Below are 20,521 nucleotides of genomic sequence, written 5' to 3'. Positions count from 1 at the left end.
CATCGACACGGCATGCGAGCGTTCGCGCCCGTTCGTCCTGACACGTTGACGCGCGATAATCTCGCCGGCGCACGTCAGTTCGTGCGCAAGTTGACCGGTACGATGCAGCTTGCATTCAGAAAGGTACTGAACGCCAACCGCGACACAACCCGAAGCCGCTACCGGCGCCATTCAACGTCAATCCAGTCCGGATCATGCACTCGAGACATTCCGCGATTCTCGTCGCGCTCACCGCTGCCGCGCTGTTCGGCGCCGCGACACCGCTTGCCAAGGCGCTGATCGGCGCGATGTCGCCGTTCATGGTCGCCGGCCTGTTCTATCTCGGCAGCGGCATCGGGCTCGGTATCGGTATCCTGCTTCGCCGCCTGCACAACCGTCACGCACCGGCCTCAGACGCCGCACCGCTGCAGCGCGCCGACCTGCCGTGGCTGGCCGGCGCGATCGCGGCGGGCGGGGTGGCCGGCCCGGCCTTGCTGATGCTCGGGCTATCGAGCACGCCGGCGGCGACGAGCGCGTTGCTGCTCAATCTCGAAGGCGTGCTGACGGCCGTCATCGCATGGGTGGTGTTTCGCGAGAACGTGGATACGCAGGTGTTCCTCGGGATGGTCGCGATCGTCGCCGGCGGCACGCTGCTGTCGTGGACGCCAGGCCGGGCCGGTGTGCCGGTCGGTGCGTTGCTGATCGTCGGCGCATGCCTGTGCTGGGCGATCGACAACAACCTGACCCGCAAGGTGGCCGCGAACGATGCGATGGTCATCGCGTGCGTGAAGGGGCTGATTGCAGGGCCCGTGAACATCGGCATTGCGCTGGCGACCGGCGCGACGCTGCCGGCTCTCCCGGTCACGGCCGCCGCGATGCTGACGGGGCTCGGCGGCTACGGGATCAGCCTCGTGCTGTTCGTCGTCGCGCTGCGTCATCTCGGCAGCGCGCGCACGGGCGCGTATTTCTCGGTCGCGCCGTTGTTCGGCGTCGTGCTGTCGCTGCTGATCTGGCCCGCGCTGCCGCCCGCGACGTTCTGGATCGCTGCCGCGCTGATGGCGCTCGGTATCTGGCTGCACGTTCGCGAGCGGCATGAACACACGCATACGCACGAGCGGCTCGAGCACACGCACCGCCATCGGCACGACGAACATCACCAGCATGCGCACGACTTTACGTATGACGGCAACGAACCGCACACGCATCCGCACGTGCATCTGCCGATCACGCACAGCCATGCGCATTTTCCGGACATTCATCACCGGCACCGGCATTGACCGCGCCACGAACGGCGGACGACGCGGCGCGTAAGGTAACCGTTTATGGGGCGTGCACGGCATCGCGCTCGCATCCGTTGACAGTGCCGCCGGGGCGCGGTCGCAACAACGGGGGCGAGCCGGGCGTTCGCTCTGGATCGACCGGGGCGGCAATCCGTCCGGATCGATCGGTGCGTCAACCCTGCCGCCTCAGGCTTCGCGCTTGGGCCGGTGCACGCGCGGTCAACCGGTCGTTTGTTCGGGAATGCCCGCTGCTGGCACGTCGTCGAAGAGCGTGCGGAAGTTCGCGAACCGGAAGCGGCGACTGAACCAACTCGTCGCCGCATTGGATTTGCGGTACGGATGGAATTCCGGCAACGGGGCGCGGCGCTCGATGTGCATCCAGCCGCGAGCCGCGGTCGTGCCAGGTTTCAGCGAACCCCGGTTTTGCGTAGAAGCGAGAGGCGGCTTCGGAGCCGCACGATGGCAGGCTGGGCGGCCGCAACGCCGGCCAACGCGGATGCTTCGGATGGCGATGCGACGAATCGAATCGGCAGCACGGGCTACGGTGGCGATTATCGCGCTTGAGGAAAGCAGAAGCCGAAATCCTCGCAGCCCGGGCACCCTGGCGCGGGGCCCGGCGCCACATCGAGCGATGCGGCCACTTCCTGCGCGAGAAATTTTTTCCAGCGCAGGTGAGTGACGTTGCGTGCGGCAAGCGCGGGGAAATAGCGATCGAGCATCGCGGATACCGCGTCGCGCCCGTCGAGCCCGAGATCGCGCCACAGATGATCGGGGCGCAGGCAGGCGTGCGCGATGATCGACGCGAGATAGCCGGCGTCGTCGCGGTCGACGGCGGGATTCGCGTCGTCCATCAGCCGCGCGTGCAGCGTCGCGACGAACGCGGCGTGAGTGGATGGCAGCAGTGCTATCGCGGCCGTTGGCACGAGCGCCGCGGCGTCGGCCGCAGGCAGGCGCGGAAACTGCCGCGCCAGCACGGCGGCCAGTTGCGGATGAGACAGGCCGAGCAGCCCGAGTTCGTCGCGGCGCGCACGTGCCGCAACGAGCGCGCCGAACAGGCGTGCGTCGGGCGTGTCGGCGTTTGCGGCTGCGGACAGCAGCGACTGCAGCGCCCGTTGTCGAGCGTCATCGAACGCGGCGGTCATCGTAGGCATCGGCGCAACAGCCGCACGGTGCGATCCGCATGATCCGCACGAATGCGCGGTGCCGAACGGATCGCCATCGCCATCACGATCGTCACGCGTTCACTCGACGCCGACGATCACGCTCGATGCCTTGAAGATCGCGGACGCAGCCGTGCCGCTCGCGAGGCCGAGGCGATCGACGCTGTCGTTGGTGACGATCGCGACGATCTCGGCGCCGCCCGCGGCCTTGACCACGACTTCCGAATTGACCGCGCCTTTCGTGACCGACGATACGGTGCCCGCGACGCAGTTGCGGGCCGACACCTTGCTGCTGTCGACGTCGACCATCACGATGACCGAAGACGCCTTCACGAGTGCGAACGCCTTCGAGCCGGCCGCGAGGCCCAGCGAAGCCGCGCTGCCGTGGGTGATCACGGCGACGATGTCGAGGCCGTCCTGCGTCCGGAGCGTGATTTCGTCGTTGACGGCACCGGCCTTGACGGCGCTGACCTGGCCGGCGAAATGGTTGCGGGCGCTGGTTCGCATGATGGATCTCCGGAAAATGAACCGCCCGGCGGGCGGCGAGTAAAAGACGGGAAAAGCGCGGACGAGTTTACCTTCAATGCCGGCCCATTGCGGCTCGGGTTTGCGATGCCCGGCATTCCGGTTGCGCACGGTCGCGCGGCTGCCCGGGGTGCCATTCGTTGGACGCTTCCGGCGAGCCCAGGCTGGCCGCGCGCGCGTCACCCGGCGAGCTGATCAGCGGATGGCGCGCATAGCGCGGCAAACGCGCTTCCCGTTCTTCACCGGCAGGTTACTCGGCTGCGGTCACGGCGGCCGAGGCCGCCGATGCACCGCTTGCGGGTGCCGGCTTCGGCGTCTGTTTCGATATCTGTTTCGACGCGTCGGATGCGGATGCCGCATCGTCATCCCATCCGCCGCCGAGCGCGAGGAAGAGCCGCACCTGGTCGGCCGCGACCTGGCCTTCGGCTGCCGCCACCTGCGCCTGCACGCTCGTCAGCGTGCGCGTCGCGTCGAGGTCGGAGATGAACGACTCGCGGCCGGCCATATAGAGACGATGCGTTTCGTCGGCGGAACTGCGTGCCGATTCATAAGCCGTGCGCAGTGCTTCCGTGCGCTGCACGTCGGCCGCGTAGGTTGCGAGGCTCGACTGCGTCTCGCGCAGCGCGTTCAGCACGACACCGTCGAAGTGCGCGAGCGCGCCGCCCGTCGCGGCTTCGGCTTCGCGCACTCGCGCACGCTGGCCGTTGACGGGGAACGACCAGCTGATCAGCGGGCCGAACGACCAGCGATTCGTGTTGGACGAGAACAGGTCGGCAGCGACACCGACCGAGCCGGCCGACGCACCGATGCTGATCGACGGGTACAGCGCGGCGGTTGCCACCCCGATGCGCGCGGTCGCGGCAGCGAGTTGCCGCTCGGCTTCGCGCACGTCCGGGCGGCGGCGCAGCAGCGCGGCACCGTCGCCGATCGGAATCGGCTGGCGCAGCTTCGGCAGGCGCTCGCATTCGGCGACGGCCTTCGGCAGGTCGGCCGGCGAGCGCGCGAGCAGCGCGGCGAGCTGGTATTGCGCGACCTTGCGGCGGCCTTCGAAGCGCGGGATGTCGGCGGCGAGGGTGCGCACCTGCGTCACGCCGCGCGTCACGTCGGTCTGGTTGCCGCGCCCGGCATCGCGCAGCCGCTGCGACAGCGCGACGCGCTGCTTCTGCAGCGCGAGCGACTGCTTCGCGACGGCCAGCTCGTCGCCGGCCGAGCACGATTCGACGTACGCGCGCACGACGTCGGCGACGACCGTGATGCGTGCCAGGTCGCCGGCGGCCCTGACGGCCTCGCTGTCCGCGCGCGCGGCTTCGACGCCGCGCCGCAGCTTGCCGAAGAGGTCGATCTCGTACGACACATTGATGCCGACCGCGCCTTCGTTGACGACCGGCAGCTTGTTCTCGAGCAGGTATTGCTCGGCCGATTCCTGCGCGCGCTGCACGGCGGCTTCCGCGCCGCCCGAGAAGCCGCCCTGCTGGCTCGCGACTTCCAGCGCCGCGCGCGAGCGCGCGAGGTTGGCCGCGGCGACGCGCAGGTCGGTGTTCGACTTCAGTGCATCGCGCACGAGCGCGTTGAGCACGGGATCGTCGTAGAGCTGCCACCAGTTGCCGGGCACGGCGTCGCGCGACACGAGCGTGCCGTTCGCGTCGTCGAGCGCGTGGTTCGCGAGCGGCGCATTCACGTACGCCTGCTGCGGCAGCGTGTAATCGGGGCCGACGGACTTGCACGCGCCGAGTGCCAGCGCAAGCGGTGCGAGCGTCGCGGCGAGGCGCAGACCATGCCGCTTCATTGCGATGCTCCTGCTGCGCGGGCGGCCGTGGCGGAAGCCGTCGAACCCGGCGCGACGGGCGACGCCGTGCCGGCGCCTGCCGGCTTTGCGTTGTCGTTGCGACGCGTGTCGGCTTCGCGCATCGAGACGGTCGCGGTGCGGCCCGCGATCATGCGGAAATCGTCGGGCACTTCGTCGAGCACGACGCGCACCGGCACGCGTTGCGCGAGCCGCACCCAGCTGAATGCCGGGTTCACGTTCGGCAGCAGGTTCGCACCCTGCGTGCGGTCGCGATCCTCGATCGCGGCGACGATGCTCTGCACGTGGCCGCGCAGCGTATGCGGCTCACCCATCACGATGATGTCGACCGGCTGGCCGATGTGGATGCCGCGCAGCTTGGTTTCCTCGAAGTAGCCGTCGACGCGGAACGAATTGCGGTCGACGACCGACAGCACCGCGCGGCCGGCCGGCACGTATTCGCCGATGCGCGGCGCGCGGTCGTTCAGGTAGCCGTCTACGGGACTGACGATCGTCGTGCGCTGGAGGTTCAGCTTCGCGGTGTCGAGCGACACCTGCGCATCGGCGACGGCGGCTTCACCCTGTTCGACGCGCGTGCGGCTTTCCTCGACCTGTTCGCTCGCGACCAGGTTGCCGAGCTGCAGGTTGCGCGCGTATTCGCGCTTCGCCTGGGCGAGCGTCGCGCGGCGCTGGGCGAGCGTGGCTTCGGCGAGGCGTTCCGCGAGCGTGTAGCGGGCCTGGTCGATCACAAACAGCACCTGGCCGCGCTTGACCTCCTGGTTGTCGGCGACCTGCACCGACGTGATGAGGCCCGCCACGTCCGGCGCGACCTGGATCACGTCGGCGCGCACGTGACCGTCGCGGGTCCACGGCGAGAACATGTAGTAGTTGACGATGCGCCACAGCACGACGGCCGCCACGACGACGACGATCAGGGTAAGCAGGATTTGCCCTGCCGAGAGCCAGGTTTTTTTCACGGTTAGCTAGCCACGAGATGGTGGGAAACGATCACGACGGCGGCAAACACGAATACGTAGATGCCGAGGTCGAAGATCGAACGGTGCCAGACGAGGCGGTAGAAGCCGACGCGCTCGAGCACGGCGCGCACGACGATGTTGATCAGGTAGGCGATCAGCATCAGCACGAGCGGGGCCGGCACGAATACGCCGAAGATGTCGATTTCGCCGATCATGGTCGCGGTCGGAAAGACGGATGGGAAAGCGGGATCATGCGCGTGCTCCGTCGGGCGCCTGCGGCGGCTGCCCCGCCGCGGCCGGATACAGCGACAGGCGCAGGCCGACGAGCGCGTGCAGCGTGTCGCGCAGCCGGCGATGCGCGGCGGGCGTGGCCGGCGCAGCGGGCGCGGCGCCGTGTTCCGCCGGCGTGGCGCCCGGCAGGTTGCGGCCCGCGACGCGCTGCAGCGCGTCGTCGATCGTCGCGAGCAGCGCGGGCGGTGCCGGCTGGCGCGCGTTCGCGGCCGCGCAGCGTGCGTAGTGGTCGGTGACGCCGGCCAGCACGCGGTCGATCGCGTCGGGCACGTCGCCCGACAGCCGGCGGCGCGAGCGGCGCAGGTCGAGCGCATTCAGTGCGATGCGCAGGTCGCGGAAGCTTTCGATCGACGGATGACGGTGGTCGTCGGACGCGCCGAGGCGCGGCAGCAACTGCGTGACGCGGTCGAGCATCCGTGACGCGTGGTTGCGCTGGTCGTCGAGCGGCTGCGTCGACGCGGAGCGCACGACGTCTTCCCAGCCCGAGCGCAGCAGGCGCCGCACCGCGAGCTCGGCGCCGAACGGCCGCGTCGCACGCGTCCACACATACGCGAACAGCAGCCCGGCGACGCCCGCGAGGTTGCTGTTCAGGAATACGAAGAAATCGGCGTCGTACGCACCCTGGATGCTGATGAAGGTGGCGGTGTTCACGGCGACGAGCATCGTCACCATGTTGAACTGCGGGCGCGGCAGCAGCGTGCCGATCAGGATGAACGGCCCCGCGAACATCACGACGAGCATCGCGAAATCGTGCACGTGCGGCAGCACGACGAACAGGTACAGGCCCGCGAACACGACGCTCGCGGTCGTCGCGAGGAAGAACTTGAACACCAGCGGCGCCGGCTCGTCGAGCGCGGCGAAGAAGCTGCACGACACGGCCACGAGCGTGACGGCCGCGGCGCCGTCGTGCCACCCGGACGCGATCCACAGCCAGCTCGCGAACACGATCGCGGCGGCGACGGTCAGCGTCGAGAACAGCATCATCCCGCGATCGAAGAAGCGCTCGGTGCCGCCGAGCCGCCAGTGCCGGTAGCGCGGCTGCCAGACGCCCGATTCGTTGCCGATCAGCGCGCGCAGCGAGCGGCAGTCCTGCCAGATGTCGATGACCTGGCGCAGCCGCCACAGCGCGTTCGACAGCAGCGCGCCGTCCCAGCTCGCGAGCGCGTCGTCGGCCGGCTGCAGCGCGGCAATGCGTTCGCGCAGGCGCTCCGCGACCGGGTCGTCGGTCATGTCGCCGTCGTTGCCGGCCTTGACGGCCGGCAACGGTGCGTCGAACCATTTCGCGGCATCGGCAAGCAGGTCGTCCAGCCCGGCCGGCCGGATATGCAGGTCGCGCATCAGCGCGATCAACGGATCGGCGAGCGACGACATCAGCGGCAGGAACAACTGCATCCGGCCCGCGAGCGCCTGCGCACGCGCGAGGATGCGCGGATGCGCATGGTCGTAGCTCAGCTGGCTCAGCAGGAATTCGAGGCCCGTGATGGTTGCCGCGAGTCGTTGCCGGCACGCGGACAGCGCCTTGCCGGCAATGTGCCCGGACAGCGTCTCGCGGCCGTAGAACGCGGCGTCCTTGAACCATGCATCGGTACGCTCGATCAGCGTCGGCGCGAGCCGGTTCGGGAAGATGGCGCTGCCGACCACGCTCGCGCAGACGATGCCGAGCACGATCTCCTCGGTACGCGCGATCGCGACGTCGAACACGGTGGACGGATCGGTCACGGTCGGCAACGCGACGAGCGGCATCGTATAGCCGGCGAGCATGAACACGTAGCTGCGCGCGGTGCGGTCGGAGATCGCGAGATAGAGCAGCGTGCCGCACCAGGTGGCGACGATGATCGCGAACAGCAGCGGCGTCTCGACGAACGGCGGCACGAAGAAGATCGCGGCAGCCGCGCCGAGCGCGGTGCCGAGCGCGCGATACAGCGCCTTCGAGCGTGTCGCGCCGACGAACGGGTTCGACACGATGTAGACGCTCGCCATCGCCCAGTACGGGCGCGGCAACTGGAAATACAGGCCGAGGTACAGCGCCAGCATCGACGCGGCGAACGTCTTGCCCGAGAACAGCCAGTCGCGAAGGCTCGGATAGGTCATGACGTGGCGTTGCCGGTGCGGGATGCGCGCGCGGCGGGCGTGGGCGATTCGGATGCATTGAATGCGTCGAGCACGCGCAGCGTCGCTTCGAGATCAGCGCGCGTGACCCCCTTGAGCACCTGCGCACGCAGCACGCGCAGGTCTTCCTCCATCTTCGCGGTGACCGCGCGGCCGGCGGCCGTCAGCGAGATCGTCTTCGCGCGGCGATCGTGCGGATCCTCGTCGCGGCGCGCAAGGCCGGCCGCGCACAGCTGGTCGAGCAGGCGCACGAGCGACGGCCCTTCGATGCCGACGTGTTCGGCGAGCGTGCCTTGCCGCACGCCTTCGCCGAGGCGCCCGGCGATCAGCAACGGGGTCGCGCAGGCCTCGGACACGTTGTACGCGTTCAGTACGCCGTCACTGGTGCGGCGCCACTTGCGCGCGGACAGCACGAGCAGGCTGCTGACGGCGAGGCGGAGGTCGTGCAGATTGGTCATGGGCGAGATGATAGGGGCAAAATAATTCGATAGCAAACTATCGTTTTTGTCACCCGTATGACACGTCGTGGCCGGCCCGTCTGAAGCAATTTAGGCGGCGTGCCGGCGGTGGTCAAGCCGCAAGGATGTCGGCCCGGCCCGCGCGCGGCGACCGCGATCGAATGATCAGACGAAAACCGTCCGGCGCGGCCACGTGGCGGGGGAGGCAGGACAGGCGGGTTCGAAGCCGGGAATCGGGAAGGGATTCGGGAATTCCGGCTTCGCGAAACGGTGCGCGGCGTGCATATTGAACCCGTTGCAAGCCTCCCGGAGATTCCGCACGTGTCCACCCCATCCTCGCAGCCGTCCGCCCCGGCGTCGCTCGACGCGTGGCTCGGCAAGACCGAAACGCTCGGCGACGACATCACCGCGTTCCCGCTGAACGCGCTGGCCGCCACGCTCGACCGCCCGTCGCCCGGCGACGTCGTGCCGCCGATGTGGCACTGGCTCTATTTCCTGCCTGTCGCGCCGCTGGCCGAAGTCGGCCCCGACGGCCACCCGAAGCGCGGCGCTTTCCTGCCGCCCGTGCCGCTGCCGCGCCGCATGTGGGCCGGCGGCCGCCTGACGTTCCATGCGCCGCTGCGCACCGGACGGCGCGCGATACGCGAATCGACGATCGTGAACCTCGAGGACAAGACGGGCCGCAGCGGACGGCTCGTCTTCGTGACGGTGCAGCACCGGATCGAGTGCGACGGCGTGCTGTGCGTCGAGGAGGAGCACGACATCGTCTATCGCGATGCGCCGCAGCCGGGCGCACCCGTGCCGAAGCCGATCGCGGCGCCGGCAGGCGACGCGTGGTCGCGCACGGTCACGGCCGACGCGGTGCTGCTGTTCCGCTATTCGGCGCTGACCTTCAACGGCCACCGCATCCACTACGACCGAAGCTACGTGACGCAGGAGGAGGGTTATCCGGGGCTCGTCGTGCACGGCCCGCTGATCGCGACGCTGCTCGTCGACCTCGTGCGGCGCGAACGGCCCGATGCCGTGCTCGCGAGCTTTGCGTTCCGCGCGGTGCGCCCGACGTTCGACGGGGAGCCGTTCACGCTGTGCGGCAAGCCGTCGGACGACGGCAAGACGATCGAGCTGTGGGCGAAGGATCGCGACGGCTGGCTGACGATGCAGGCCACCGCGACCGTCGCGTGACGGGCGCCGTTCGGTTCGTCCGCGACGTGGCAGGAGCCGTACGCGGACGACCGATGGTGCCCGCCGCAGCTGCTCGGGCGGGCATGCGGGCGGGCCCCGGCGCTTGTCGCGAAACCGCTGTAAGCTGCGAGCAGGCCGCGTGCCGTCGTGCCGGACGGTGCGGCGCGCGGCCGGCCCTTCCACCTTCCACGCATCGCATCAGGAGCACGTATCTTGGCCACCTACATTGTGTTTACACGTGAAAGCACGCAGGACCAGCACGAACTCGACGTCTACCAGAGCAAGGTCGGCGCGACGCTCGCCGGGCATCCGGTCAAGGTGCTCGCCGCTTACGGCCCGCAGGAAACACTGGAGGGCGAAGGCCCGGAAGGTGTCGTGATCGTCGAGTTTCCGTCGAAGGAAGCCGCGCACGCGTGGTATCACGGCCCCGAATACCAGGACGTCGTCCAGCATCGTTTCAAGGGCGCGCGCTATCGCGCCGTGCTGGTCGAGGGCGTCTGAACGACCCGCAACGGGCGCTTCCGGCGGCGCGCTGCGACGCCGGACGCCCGGCACGCCCATGAACACATCGAACCCCGCCACTGCGACCGTCCGACCGCCGATGGGCCGCGCCACGACCGTGCTGCTCGCGATCAGCGTCGTGCTCTATCTGGTCGCCATGTTTACCGCGCCGTTCCGCACGGGCGCACCCGATCCGCATCCATGGGCCGACGGCTGGCAGGTGCTGCTGACCGGCTGGATGGGCCTTTTCTTCGGCATCTTCGCGTGGCTCGCGAACCCGCTCGTGTTCGCGGCCTGGTGGCTGATCGCGAAGCGCCGGCGCACGCAGGCGCTCGCGCTGGCCGGGCTCGCGCTGCTGTTCGGGTTGAGCTTCCTGACGCAGCATCGGATCGTCGTCAATGAAGCCGGCGGGGTCGAGCCGGTTCATCTCGATGCAATCGGCTACTGGTGCTGGCTCGCGGGTTTCGGCGCGGCCGCAATCGGCGCCGCGCTGTTGCCGGGGCGAACCGGGACGCGCGCGGCAGGTTGATGCGGGCCGCCCGCATCAACCTGCCGCCACCGCTTATCGCACGTGCGGCTGCAACGCGCGCAACCAGTACGACACCGCCACCGCACCGCCATCCGGCGAGCCGATCGCGCGCTCGCCGAGATAACTCGCACGCCCCGCGCGCGGCGTCATCTGCGCGGTTTCCTGGGCACCGCGCTCGGCGGCTTCGACCGCCGCCGCCCATGCGCCCGCGGGATCGCGATCGTTGTCGAGCGCTCGTTCGAATGCCGCGACGGCCGGCACCAGCGCATCGAGCATCGTCCGGTCGCCGGCGTGCGCGCCGCCCAGTTCGCTGATCGAATCCACCGCGCCGTGGAACGCCGCGGCCCAGTCGCGTGCCGACGGCTCGGCGACATCGGCCAGCCGGCGCGATGCGCGCAGCAGCGCGGTCGCATAAAACGGCCCCGAGCTGCCGGCGATGGCGCGGCGCAACGCGGCGCCGAGCGCCGCGAGTACGCCGGCCGGCGAGCCGTATGCGGTTTCCGGCAGCGCGAGGATCGCCTGTGCGGCGCGCAGCATGCTCGCACCGAGATCGCCGTCGCCGGCGGCCGCATCGAGGTCCGTCAGCGTCTGCTCATGATCGATCAGCGTCTGCGCGACCGCGTGCAGTGCCGGTTGCAGGCGCGCGGCCCACGCGCGGCCGGTCGCATCGAGCGGCGGCAGCGGCGCTTCTTGCGCAGCGGCCGCGGCCACGCGGATCTGCGTATTCACCGCGCCGCCGCCCGGCCATGCGCGCGCCTGCGTCGGCGCGTCGAGCAGCACCGCGCGTTCGTCGTTCAGCCGCAGCACGGAAATCGAGCAGCCGGGCATGTTCAATGCCGACAGGAACGTGCCGGCCCACGCGCGTGAGACGACGATGCCGCGCCGCGTCAGGTTGTCGTGCGCGGCGCGCAGCACGATGGCGAGTTCCATGTCCGGCGTCGCGCCGAGGCCGTTGACGAACAGCGCGACGCGTTCGCCGCGGTCGAGCACGAGATCGGCGACGATGCTCGACAGCAGCGTGTCGGCCAGCGCATCGGCCGGCAGCGGCGCGCGGCGTTCGACGCCTTTCTCGCCGTGGATGCCGAGGCCGAGTTCGATCTCGTGATCGCCAAGGCTGAAGCCCGACTTGTCGGCGCCGGGGATCGTGCAGCCGTCGAGCGCGACGCCCATCGTGCCCAGCTCGGCCGCCGCGTCGCGCGCGATGGCCGCGACGCGTGCGAGTGGCAGCCCGCGCGCGGCAGCCGCGCCGGCGAGCTTGTGGATCAGCACGGTGCCGGCGATCCCGCGCCGCTGGCCGCGCTCGACGCGGCCGCGCAGCGAGACGTCGTCGGCGACGATCACCGTCTCGACCGGAATGCCTTCCGCACGCGCGAGCTCGGCGGCGAGCCCGAAATTGAGCCGGTCGCCCGTGTAGTTCTTCACGATCAGCAGTGCGCCGTTCGGGCCCGCGCTGGCGCGGATCGCGGCGAGTATGGGTGTACAACAAAGTTTGCTCGAATGAAGAACGCATCGTTCACGTACAACAAAGTCTGCTTCTTTGCAGAAATTCGTTGTGCAATGCACAACATCCAAGGCCTCCTCGTGCCCGTTGGCCCTGCCTCAGGTCTCGAGATTTGCTCAGCGCGCGTCTATTCCTCCGGGAAGCCCTCCCACGCGAGCGCTCGAAGGTGGCTATCTCCCTCGCACCTCAGCTCTCAGCTTCCACGGGTGCTGGGCGATGTTCACGCTGGACCCTGCGATGGCGTCGTGGGTACTTGCCCTTTCATCTTGTACGCAGAGCTTTGCGCGAACGTGAGTCTTCTTCTCGTGGTTGCACAAGAAATGCTGTTTCTTGCAAGTGAGTTTACTGACTTCGGCATGCGCTCTCGATCGATCTATACGGTAACGGGAACACGTTGCTGCGCAAGTGCGCGGTGACAAACGTACCCGAGCTACGCAATTCGTTGCGTGGCAATACCTCTCTCAAAACTACTAGGAAATAGCAATGCAAGGTATTCGCAGATTTAGTGGCGGTGAACGAGCCGTGTCAATTGGAACCCTGGAGGAGTTGCAGTCGTTCCCGATGCACTGGAAGTGGAAGCAGGCAGCGGGTATGCCCGGCAATATTCCTGTGTTGACCTGTCCGATATCGATGGAGGACTACGACTATCTTTCGTCGAATCAAGGGCGGTCCAATTTCGGCTTTGGTCGGGTGCAGTTGAGCAGCGGCATGCTAATGACTATCCGAATGCAGCTCAGGGGCCTGCAGGTCTACTGGCTTGCCGAAATGACGGACCCGGAGATTTGGCGCGCCATCAAGATGTGGCAGCAGGCTAAGCGTGTTCCGATTGCGTTCAAGATTGACGCTGGTGCTGGGTGGGACGTGACCTTCTGTGCCCACGAAATTCCGGAGGAAAAACTGAGTAACGAAGTTTTTCGGACGCCAGACTGTGAACCGACTTGGCACACATGGCATAGCTTGGCAACGGTGGCAGGCAGTGGCCTCATGCAGAAGCAAGCTACGACCGACATCGAGGGCGTCCCCTTGCGGCGCGTGCTGGTCAACGCAATGCTGACGAAGCGCCTCGAGCGATTCATCAACGAAAGGCCATCGATTGTGCCGCCGGTGATTGTTGCGTCGGCAGCGTGAGCAGTTCTATTTAGCACTCTCTACATGATGCGCGGTCGACGACCGCGCATTACTTATCGAGACAAGCAATGCATGCTCGTATGTGTCGACATGCCGCACGTTGCTTGCTATATCAAACGCCCCTTCAAGGTAGCAACGTATGGTGAACCCTTGAGGCATCGACTGAAACGTAACCAAGTGCGCGACGGATCACAGGCGTATCGAACTATCTGATGCGTACAGCCGGGCAGAAGGCTTGGCATCTACATTTACGAGGTTGTATGGGAGTCTATTTTGTAGCTTGGACGGGGCTGAAGAAGCTTGATGTTGGGGTTGTTTCCGACTGCAAAGAAACATCGCTCGAGGACTCGTGCTCGGAGGACGTTGTAGTGGTGGCCGGCAATCCGGATTGTCCTCAAAATGCAGAGGGACTGGAAGTCGGGGCCAGCTATGAGTTCGAGGCGGAGCAGTGGTTCAGAGTCAGTACCAACCGTCACGAGTATCGGAACTGGCTCAATCAGCTGGCGGAATTGGTCAGCTATTACTGGGAGAATCTCGACGCAGACGGGATTGGCCCGTTCGGTGAACTGATCCACTACGGACAGCATGCCGGAACTATCGGCGCAATCGCATCCGCGAAGCTCGTTGCCGACTTCGACAGGTGGGACCAGTGTGCTCAGTCGTTCACGAACGATACCTTCTACACGTTGTATGCCTTCATGCGGTCGATGTTCCAGTACGCGGCGACCAACGGTGCCGTGGCGCTGCGGAGTTGCTGATTCCCTGGAGGCCGGGAGCTTGGTAGCGAACTGCCTCTGCAGGGTTGCCGTCGCGGAATTTGGCAAAACATTGCCATAGCTTGTTCTCCTGGTGATGGCGATAGTTGAGCCGTCGGAACTACCCGACCTAACCAACAGGAGAACCACATGAACACCTTTAACGTCGACACGAACAATCCGAACTGGCCGAGCCGCACGGGCAATCCTTCCGGCGGCGGCCGCGGCAACAACACTCCAGGCAAGGGCAAGTAAGCGCCCACGCTACAGGATTTTCTTGCCGTGCGCTGTCCTCGCCAGTTTGGTGAGGGCAGCACCATTTTTGCGTTGGAAGTCCAACCAGAATGGGTAGCGAGCGGCCGCCCAAGACTCGAAGTCGGAGTGGCCGAAAGGGTAGGCTGGCCATGGCCAAAAGGCTGATGGTTCGCCATGCTCGCGCGTTTTGGTCGCGATGGTTTGGCACATGTAGGCTATCAAATTGACGACCTTCGCGGCACCGTACTGCTGATACAGGATGTCTTCCGGGTCTTTGTCGAGTCCATACGCAGCCATCAAGGCTGACACAGTTCCGGTGTCGGGAAAATGCTTCCCCGAACTCCATCTGTAAAGCGTCCCTATCTCCACATCGGGAACGCTTTGACCCTTGTCGAGCACATCAGCTACCGAGGTCACGCCTACCCGCCGCTTCAGTTCGTCGAAAAGCAAGCTGGTTGGGTTGCGGCCTGGTTGCGTCTTTGATGGAATCAGGTTTGCAAATTGAGGTGCCGGTAGGCCTCGCTTATCGGCGGAATCGAGGTCCCATGCAGCTAGCCAGCCCAGGTGAGCATCCAGGGACATGGCAGAAGTCAGCGGGCGCAATGCATCCATATCCGAGGCCTTGTGCAGTGCCTCCGCGGCCTCCGGCCAAAGCAGTGCCTTCAACAGAGGGTGCGCAGATATGTAGTCGACGGCACCTGACGAGTCTCCAATCGCGAATAGGTGCTGAGCGTACCGGCCCGAACGTTCCAGCAAGACCCGGTGACAGTGCCGGCGTTGCCACGAGCGGGGCTCCGTGCCAAAGCTGAGGAGTGCAGTCTCGACAAAGGTCAGATTGTCGACGCGTTGTTTGGCTTGCTCGCAGCCGTCGATGGCCAGCTTCAGGTCAGCAAGGAACGCTGGCGAGTTCCCTGGCGCCTCAAGCTTGCTCAGAAGCTCGCCGAGCGTTTTCATGATGCGCTTCTCGTTGGATGGGTTCTGAGTTTTACGCGTCAAACGCCGGTACAAATGCCCTAGGCCGGCGTCGTCGAACGAAGCCTGAACGGACATACCAAACAGCTTGAGGTAGGCATCCGGTAGAAAGCTGAAAAGTCCGACCACCTGGAGGGGCGCGGGATGGCCCTCGAAGGGATAGCGGATGGAAAGCTGTTTGCTCATTGTCGTTTGGCCCTCGACTTGTTCTTCTACGAAGCTGGTCGCTGAGAAACATACCCGAAGCTGACGGACAGTGGTCAGCAACGCTTCCAGGGCGACCTTGCGGAGCACTTCTCACTGCGGTCGGTGTTCCGTAGAGGCTGTTTCCGGTTGATTGCATCAGTTCAGATTCAGACCGAACGTGCGCGAACCCAGCGCGACTTTCCAATATGACTCGCGCCGGATCACCTCCTGGCGGGATGTATCGGCTGGCAACACTTCGAGCAGCGTGAACCGCAGATCAAGCTCGCGCCCTGGCGTAGCGGCGAGCAACTGCGCAAGCAGCTTGTTTCCTCCGTGTCCTGTGGTCGCATAGTTGTTCCAACGTTGTAGCACCCCTTGTGCGCCCGAGGCCGAACCCACATAGTGTTGGCCGCCGCGCTCGTCCGTGATCAGATAGATTCCAAACACACCAGCCAACCCCTGTTGCCAGGCGGTGTCACGCAGTGCAATCCGCAGTTCTGCCATAACGAGTGAGACACCAGTGAGTCCCTGGAACGGTACCGCCGATTCGAGCTGTGCTGTGATGCTGTACCGCCGGCCCATCCGCATGGGCGATTGACTGCAAGTGCTTGGCTCTGCCCCGTGTGCAATTTGCTCGAATGGTAAGTTTGTTGCCCGGCGTACTCGTTTAGTTTTCTCTGGTCGCAGGACACGTCGCCAGGCCACTTCCTTTCCGGTCCACGCGATTTCAAGCTTCAAACGCAGATCGGCAAGCAGATCGAGCTCGCGCAAATCGTGGTAGTACCCGCCCCAGCTCTCGTGCAACGGCTCGAAACTGCCCTCAAGTAGTCCCCGACGAATCGCCTCGCCGGGCGGAAGCACACCCTCGACACGCCAGACGCCCAGCAGCAGGGCATGGCCGGGCCGATTACCGTAAAACGCTACGAGCAGGCTTCCTGCGGGCATCTCTCTGGGTTGCATCGCCTGATACAGATTCAGTGCGCGCGTACCGATATATTTCACGAGGGGATACCGCTTATCCTTGTGGCGCATGAGTGTGATCTGCTGTGCTGCTGGATCGACACCGGCGTTCTTTAGAAGGTCTAGTAGGTCTTCAAACATGGGACTCGCCTGTAACTGCATACTGACGATGACGGAAAGCGACCGTCCCTCCGACACCGAAAATTTACGTCCCTCCGGGAGCGCGTCAACACCGTAAAGTCGACGGCCGTTCTGGGTTGCGGATTCAACTGGTTGCCTCATCGCTCAGCAGCGACCGACGCAGCGTGGTCAGTTGCGGTCACTCCGCAATACCAAATCGAGCGACCGCTTCGGAGCGCCCCAGGCATTTTGCACACCTAGCCTGCCGGGGCGCGCATTGGGCACAATCCTCCATTTCCCGTACGGGTGCGTCTGTGAACACGGTGCCAACGGATACTTGTCGTGGACCACACTGACAAACATTGTCTCGACGGATTGAAAGACCGATACCGGTTGCGGCCTCTTTTTAGTGGACAAATGCGGCATCCTCAACCACACCGTCGTTGTTATATCTCAGTGCGAGGCTCACTTCGCCGTTGTCATGCGTGAGCTGCTGCGTGCTTTGCTCCAGTTTCTGCATGAGCTCCTCAAAGTGCGACGTTTGAAGTCTCGCGTCCGCCCGCCGTTCATTTACGAGGCGATGAATTTCCGTCCTGCGATAGTCCAGCATCTCGTCGCTCGTGAAACGGGACTTCTGAAGTAGCACATTGGCCTTCCCAACCGCTTCGCTGCCGAACGTATCGACTAGTTTGATCCACTCCTCGACTTCAGGGCACATGCGCGTATATTTGCGCCCTGCAGGATCAAGGTAGGTGACAATCATGTTCGTCACCGCGGCCAGTTGCAACAGCAGGCCATAACGTACAAGTAGCGGCTGGATTTTCTGCACCAGGCCCAGAAGTTCCTTGTGTGTATTCCCGGTGCCGAACGTATCCTTGTCTGTTAGCTCCCTGATGCGCCGCGTCAAATCAGCGAGGTCGCCTTGAACCTTGTTTCGCCAGGAAAATCCCATGTGATTGATGCTCTCAATCACATGTGACTTTTCGCTCGAAAGTTCGATGGGGCGCTGCGCATCCTTCATGTGGTGTGCGATTTCGCTCAGATAGGCAATGGCGCCAGAAATGTTGGATTGATCCGTGGTTTCAAGCCGGTCGATAAGCTCAGAAATGCCGTTTTTGATTTTTCCGAGGCTACGTTCGATATCAGCAAGGTGGGCCTGCGCCACGGCGATACTGACGAGTTGGAATGCTCCTGCGGCTAGTTGACGGGCCGAGCCCGCCTGCACAATCCGCCCTTTACCCGCTACCTTCCCGGTCACATCGACGGCGTCGGCCAGAACCTCCCCGGACTTCGTCTGCATGAGCGTATAGGTTCCGTCTTTCAGGCCCTGCGCGATTTCAGGCTTGAAGACCAACCGTATAGTCTTTCCGGGAATGCTCGCACCCCCTTTCAGAAAGTCGGAAGCAAGCTGGCCCATTCTGTTGATATCGTCACTCGATGAATCGAGCCGTCGTGCCGTAAACGGTATGCGTGACATTTCCTCAACGTTCATGACGACGATGCCCTCGGAATCGACGAGCTCGACGTTATGAAAAGCCTCGTGCACCGGATGTACAGAGGCCGGATCAGCGACAGCTCGCACGACCTCGACGGGAGCAGCAGCAATTGTCGAGCTCTCACCACGTTGAGGACCTCGCCTCTGTCCAGCCTTGTAAGCAAAAAAAACAGCTAGAAGGGCGATCAGCACGATCGAGACGATTACAGTTGTCACAGATACATCCCCGAAATTTAATGTGGATCCGGTCTTTTCTGATCAATTCGTCTCACACGAGACCCACGTTTTTAACGAATCTACAGTTTGCCAGAAGACTCCATTCATCTGTCCGGAATCTCTGTCAACTCTGCGGAACAAGGGAGCCCTCGATAAGGTTAAGGGGCATGGACACCGAGCCGGAATTCGAAGCGTGCCAAACGGTCACGAAAGAATTTGAACCGCTGCGACCTCTCCACGTGTCGTGACTAATTGTCCTGGCAAAGCTTTGCCACCAATGGTCACTCGAGAATATTCGTTCGAATGCACGCTTCGGGTCGGATTCCGCCGAATGCAGTCGGACCGACGTCAGCATCCGGTGGTGGGGCGCCGTCGGGGCGCCAGTGCGATGCTGACGCGCGCGCCGGACACGAAGACGGGCACCTCGTTCATCGTCAATACCGAGAAAGCTCGCAAGGCGATCCCAAACCCGAACTCAAGAAACCCTGGCGCGTGACGATATCAGGATTTGGGTGCAACCGAGGATCTGATGCGCTCAGTTCAAAGGATGGCAGCGTCCGACCATTCGCATTCGTTCATAACCTGATCCAACACAAATAGTGGGTTTCATGAAGAGTAGCACCAGCGCAGAGATCAATGCGGAAATCTACAACGTGGGGCCGGCGTTGTTCGAGGCCATCCGGCATGCCGTCATGGAGGAGGCCACGCGTGACGCGAGCCCGGCGGAGCACCGCGCGAACAAGGCGAAACTGAAAAATGCCGTCGAGACTGTTCTCGCCGATGCAATTCCGGTTGATCTCGACCATCGTGGTTTGTGGCAGGTGCTGTGGGCGCGCATCGTCTATGCGGGCAAGCGGGCCTCGATTGCCACGGCGGAAATCAGCAGCATGCGTAACCTAGTCCCGCTGTTCCGCGATCTGGATCACTACGCGCCGGAGGCCTATGTCTTCGACGAAGCGGAGTGGAAGACATTCGCAGTGTCTTGGAAGGCGCGGCAGGAGACGGAGGTGCAGAAGTCCGCGTGGATCAAACTGTCGAAGGGTTCACCTGACTGGAATCCCGCTGCGCATTTCGCAAACGCGAAGACAACGCCAGGAGTCTGGAAGTTGCTCACCAAGGACGATGCTGCGTATCCGAACCTGAAATTCTCGACGAAGGTGGACAAGGTCAGGCGCTACCTCGCGGTGGCCGACTTTCTGCATCGGCATCGCGCGGCCGGGAAAACGCAGCCACTGGAGCATTACACCGACGGGCGCACACTGAGCCGTCACCATCTCATTGGCGAGGAATGGGTACAGGAGCGCAAGATGCTTGACGAAGTGCGCAAACGATTCGAAGCGCAACTCGGGCCGCTGACCGCCCTGCATACCATGATGGATCTCGGCCTGAACACGATCAAGCCCGACCGTGTAATGGCATATCTGTTCTCGCAACTGGGCTGGTTGCAGACCTTGCCTGCCAGCCTGAGCAAAGAGGAGGCGATGGCCGTTTACATCCGTGACGAGGTCACGCAGGAAATGACCATTCGTGCCGATGTGCTCGCGGCGAGTCTCGACAAGGCGGGTTATGAGCAGGCACATCGGTTGCTGGATATCTGGTTCGTGAAGTACGGACAGGATCCCGAGGAATTCTTCGGCATCGCGACCAACCTTCAGCAGAAGAGCAAGAGTATCCGCAAGGTCTTCGACGAACTTGACAGGAGTCAATCGAAGCACGACATGATCACGGTGGATGAAGCGCGGTCCATGTGGCCCATGCAGGAATTCGCCGCCATCGCGGTACACGGCGCGACAGGCAGATCGAAGCACCCACTCGGGCGGCAAACGAAGACAAGGACGAAGATGTCGCGCGTCGACGCCGAGCGGCTGTTCATGACCGAATGGCAGCGCGGGCACAGCGTTCGGCCCGATATCTATCCGGCAGGGCAGCCCGGCATAGCCAATGGGCCAAAGGAAGAAATTCTGTCCCTGATCGAGCGTCACACGGATCCGGAGGAAGCCTTCTTGTACGTGTTGATCGGTGAAGACGAGTAAGCGCGCGTTCGCATGCGTCGCTTTTGGGCTGATGGCAAAGGACCACGCCGCTTCATGCTTCGTGCGTCACGCGAGTCGCGGGGCAGAAATCCGCCCCCGCTTTCGTTCGTCGAGGGTGAAAGCGCG

The 20,521-nt window shown here is 64.5% G+C and carries 18 protein-coding genes and 1 pseudogene; 7 read left to right on the top strand and 12 right to left on the bottom strand.

Annotation, left to right across the window (positions count from 1 at the left end; translation table 11 throughout):
* Positions 1–194: 194 nt before the first annotated feature.
* Positions 195–1,256 (top strand): DMT family transporter, encoded by a 1,062-nt coding sequence (locus tag VK92_RS15685; protein WP_048028130.1) that lies wholly within the window; start codon positions 195–197, stop codon positions 1,254–1,256.
* Positions 1,257–1,478: 222 nt separating this feature from the next.
* Here VK92_RS15685 and VK92_RS43420 read toward each other — a convergent pair whose 3' ends face one another.
* From VK92_RS43420 to VK92_RS15645, 8 genes are all read right to left on the bottom strand, one after another.
* Positions 1,479–1,637: a hypothetical protein gene (locus VK92_RS43420; protein ID WP_311769297.1), complete on the bottom strand. Its 159-nt coding sequence runs from the start codon at positions 1,635–1,637 to the stop codon at positions 1,479–1,481.
* A 173-nt stretch (positions 1,638–1,810) separates the two neighbouring features.
* Positions 1,811–2,401: a nitrogen fixation protein NifQ gene (locus VK92_RS15675; protein ID WP_048028128.1), complete on the bottom strand. Its 591-nt coding sequence runs from the start codon at positions 2,399–2,401 to the stop codon at positions 1,811–1,813.
* Positions 2,402–2,500: 99 nt separating this feature from the next.
* A complete protein-coding gene (locus VK92_RS15670) occupies positions 2,501–2,926 on the bottom strand; it encodes a TOBE domain-containing protein (protein ID WP_021163659.1) in 426 nt (141 codons plus the stop codon).
* A gap of 268 nt (positions 2,927–3,194) precedes the next feature.
* On the bottom strand, positions 3,195–4,730 hold the full coding sequence (locus VK92_RS15665) for an efflux transporter outer membrane subunit (protein ID WP_048028125.1): 1,536 nt from the start codon (positions 4,728–4,730) through the stop codon (positions 3,195–3,197).
* Entirely contained in the window at positions 4,727–5,704 is a 978-nt protein-coding gene (locus tag VK92_RS15660; protein WP_048028123.1) for an efflux RND transporter periplasmic adaptor subunit, read from the bottom strand. The genes VK92_RS15665 and VK92_RS15660 overlap by 4 nt, the downstream gene beginning before the upstream one ends.
* Positions 5,705–5,706: 2 nt before the next feature.
* The gene (locus VK92_RS15655; protein WP_027792190.1) at positions 5,707–5,919 is read right to left on the bottom strand and encodes a DUF1656 domain-containing protein; all 213 of its coding nucleotides are present in this window, start codon (positions 5,917–5,919) and stop codon (positions 5,707–5,709) included.
* A 34-nt stretch (positions 5,920–5,953) separates the two neighbouring features.
* Positions 5,954–8,086, bottom strand: coding sequence for an FUSC family protein (locus tag VK92_RS15650; protein WP_048028121.1), 2,133 nt, complete (start codon positions 8,084–8,086; stop codon positions 5,954–5,956).
* Positions 8,083–8,562, bottom strand: coding sequence for a MarR family winged helix-turn-helix transcriptional regulator (locus VK92_RS15645; RefSeq protein WP_048028119.1), 480 nt, complete (start codon positions 8,560–8,562; stop codon positions 8,083–8,085). The genes VK92_RS15650 and VK92_RS15645 overlap by 4 nt, the downstream gene beginning before the upstream one ends.
* A gap of 321 nt (positions 8,563–8,883) precedes the next feature.
* Between VK92_RS15645 and VK92_RS15640 the strand changes: the two genes are divergently transcribed.
* The 3 genes from VK92_RS15640 (at position 8,884) to VK92_RS39030 (ending at position 10,774) form a co-directional block, all read left to right on the top strand.
* On the top strand, positions 8,884–9,744 hold the full coding sequence (locus VK92_RS15640) for an FAS1-like dehydratase domain-containing protein (protein WP_048028117.1): 861 nt from the start codon (positions 8,884–8,886) through the stop codon (positions 9,742–9,744).
* Positions 9,745–9,957: 213 nt separating this feature from the next.
* Positions 9,958–10,245: a DUF1330 domain-containing protein gene (locus VK92_RS15635; RefSeq protein ID WP_021160733.1), complete on the top strand. Its 288-nt coding sequence runs from the start codon at positions 9,958–9,960 to the stop codon at positions 10,243–10,245.
* Between the two features lie 58 nt (positions 10,246–10,303).
* Positions 10,304–10,774 carry a hypothetical protein gene (locus VK92_RS39030; protein ID WP_131723255.1) on the top strand — a complete coding sequence of 157 codons (471 nt, stop codon included), beginning with the start codon at positions 10,304–10,306 and terminating at the stop codon, positions 10,772–10,774.
* 33 nt (positions 10,775–10,807) lie between these two features.
* Here the strand turns inward: VK92_RS39030 and VK92_RS15625 are convergent.
* Positions 10,808–12,247: pseudogene (locus VK92_RS15625) on the bottom strand (dihydroxyacetone kinase family protein); the annotation flags it as partial.
* Between the two features lie 511 nt (positions 12,248–12,758).
* On the opposite strand from VK92_RS15625, the gene VK92_RS15620 reads away from it, so the two are divergent.
* Both VK92_RS15620 and VK92_RS15615 read left to right on the top strand, forming a co-directional pair.
* Positions 12,759–13,403, top strand: a complete 645-nt coding sequence (locus tag VK92_RS15620) for a hypothetical protein (protein WP_048028115.1) — start codon at positions 12,759–12,761, stop codon at positions 13,401–13,403.
* A gap of 260 nt (positions 13,404–13,663) precedes the next feature.
* Positions 13,664–14,161: a hypothetical protein gene (locus VK92_RS15615; protein WP_048028113.1), complete on the top strand. Its 498-nt coding sequence runs from the start codon at positions 13,664–13,666 to the stop codon at positions 14,159–14,161.
* A gap of 261 nt (positions 14,162–14,422) precedes the next feature.
* Here VK92_RS15615 and VK92_RS15610 read toward each other — a convergent pair whose 3' ends face one another.
* From VK92_RS15610 to VK92_RS15600, 3 genes are all read right to left on the bottom strand, one after another.
* Positions 14,423–15,679, bottom strand: a complete 1,257-nt coding sequence (locus VK92_RS15610) for a hypothetical protein (RefSeq protein WP_131723254.1) — start codon at positions 15,677–15,679, stop codon at positions 14,423–14,425.
* A gap of 48 nt (positions 15,680–15,727) precedes the next feature.
* Positions 15,728–16,672: a GIY-YIG nuclease family protein gene (locus tag VK92_RS39025; protein ID WP_131723253.1), complete on the bottom strand. Its 945-nt coding sequence runs from the start codon at positions 16,670–16,672 to the stop codon at positions 15,728–15,730.
* A 385-nt stretch (positions 16,673–17,057) separates the two neighbouring features.
* Positions 17,058–18,362 carry a hypothetical protein gene (locus tag VK92_RS15600; protein ID WP_131723252.1) on the bottom strand — a complete coding sequence of 435 codons (1,305 nt, stop codon included), beginning with the start codon at positions 18,360–18,362 and terminating at the stop codon, positions 17,058–17,060.
* A 608-nt stretch (positions 18,363–18,970) separates the two neighbouring features.
* On the opposite strand from VK92_RS15600, the gene VK92_RS15595 reads away from it, so the two are divergent.
* Entirely contained in the window at positions 18,971–20,395 is a 1,425-nt protein-coding gene (locus VK92_RS15595) for a hypothetical protein (protein WP_048028109.1), read from the top strand.
* The last annotated feature ends 126 nt before the right edge of the window (positions 20,396–20,521 follow it).

The sequence above is a fragment of the Burkholderia sp. LK4 genome (assembly GCF_001043615.1).
Lineage (GTDB): Bacteria > Pseudomonadota > Gammaproteobacteria > Burkholderiales > Burkholderiaceae > Burkholderia > Burkholderia cepacia.
Note: the sequence above shows the minus strand (reverse complement) of the source record. Positions and strands in the feature narration are given on the sequence as shown.

Coding starts and splice junctions, on each gene's coding strand:
- VK92_RS15670 (WP_021163659.1), bottom strand. CDS start 2,926: ATGCGAACCAGCGCCCGCAACCATTTCGCCGGCCAGGTCAGCGCCGTC.
- VK92_RS15675 (WP_048028128.1), bottom strand. CDS start 2,401: ATGACCGCCGCGTTCGATGACGCTCGACAACGGGCGCTGCAGTCGCTG.
- VK92_RS43420 (WP_311769297.1), bottom strand. CDS start 1,637: ATGCACATCGAGCGCCGCGCCCCGTTGCCGGAATTCCATCCGTACCGC.
- VK92_RS15615 (WP_048028113.1), top strand. CDS start 13,664: ATGGGAGTCTATTTTGTAGCTTGGACGGGGCTGAAGAAGCTTGATGTT.
- VK92_RS15620 (WP_048028115.1), top strand. CDS start 12,759: ATGCAAGGTATTCGCAGATTTAGTGGCGGTGAACGAGCCGTGTCAATT.
- VK92_RS15685 (WP_048028130.1), top strand. CDS start 195: ATGCACTCGAGACATTCCGCGATTCTCGTCGCGCTCACCGCTGCCGCG.
- VK92_RS15665 (WP_048028125.1), bottom strand. CDS start 4,730: ATGAAGCGGCATGGTCTGCGCCTCGCCGCGACGCTCGCACCGCTTGCG.
- VK92_RS15650 (WP_048028121.1), bottom strand. CDS start 8,086: ATGACCTATCCGAGCCTTCGCGACTGGCTGTTCTCGGGCAAGACGTTC.
- VK92_RS15595 (WP_048028109.1), top strand. CDS start 18,971: ATGAAGAGTAGCACCAGCGCAGAGATCAATGCGGAAATCTACAACGTG.
- VK92_RS39030 (WP_131723255.1), top strand. CDS start 10,304: ATGAACACATCGAACCCCGCCACTGCGACCGTCCGACCGCCGATGGGC.
- VK92_RS15645 (WP_048028119.1), bottom strand. CDS start 8,562: ATGACCAATCTGCACGACCTCCGCCTCGCCGTCAGCAGCCTGCTCGTG.
- VK92_RS39025 (WP_131723253.1), bottom strand. CDS start 16,672: ATGTTTGAAGACCTACTAGACCTTCTAAAGAACGCCGGTGTCGATCCA.
- VK92_RS15655 (WP_027792190.1), bottom strand. CDS start 5,919: ATGATCGGCGAAATCGACATCTTCGGCGTATTCGTGCCGGCCCCGCTC.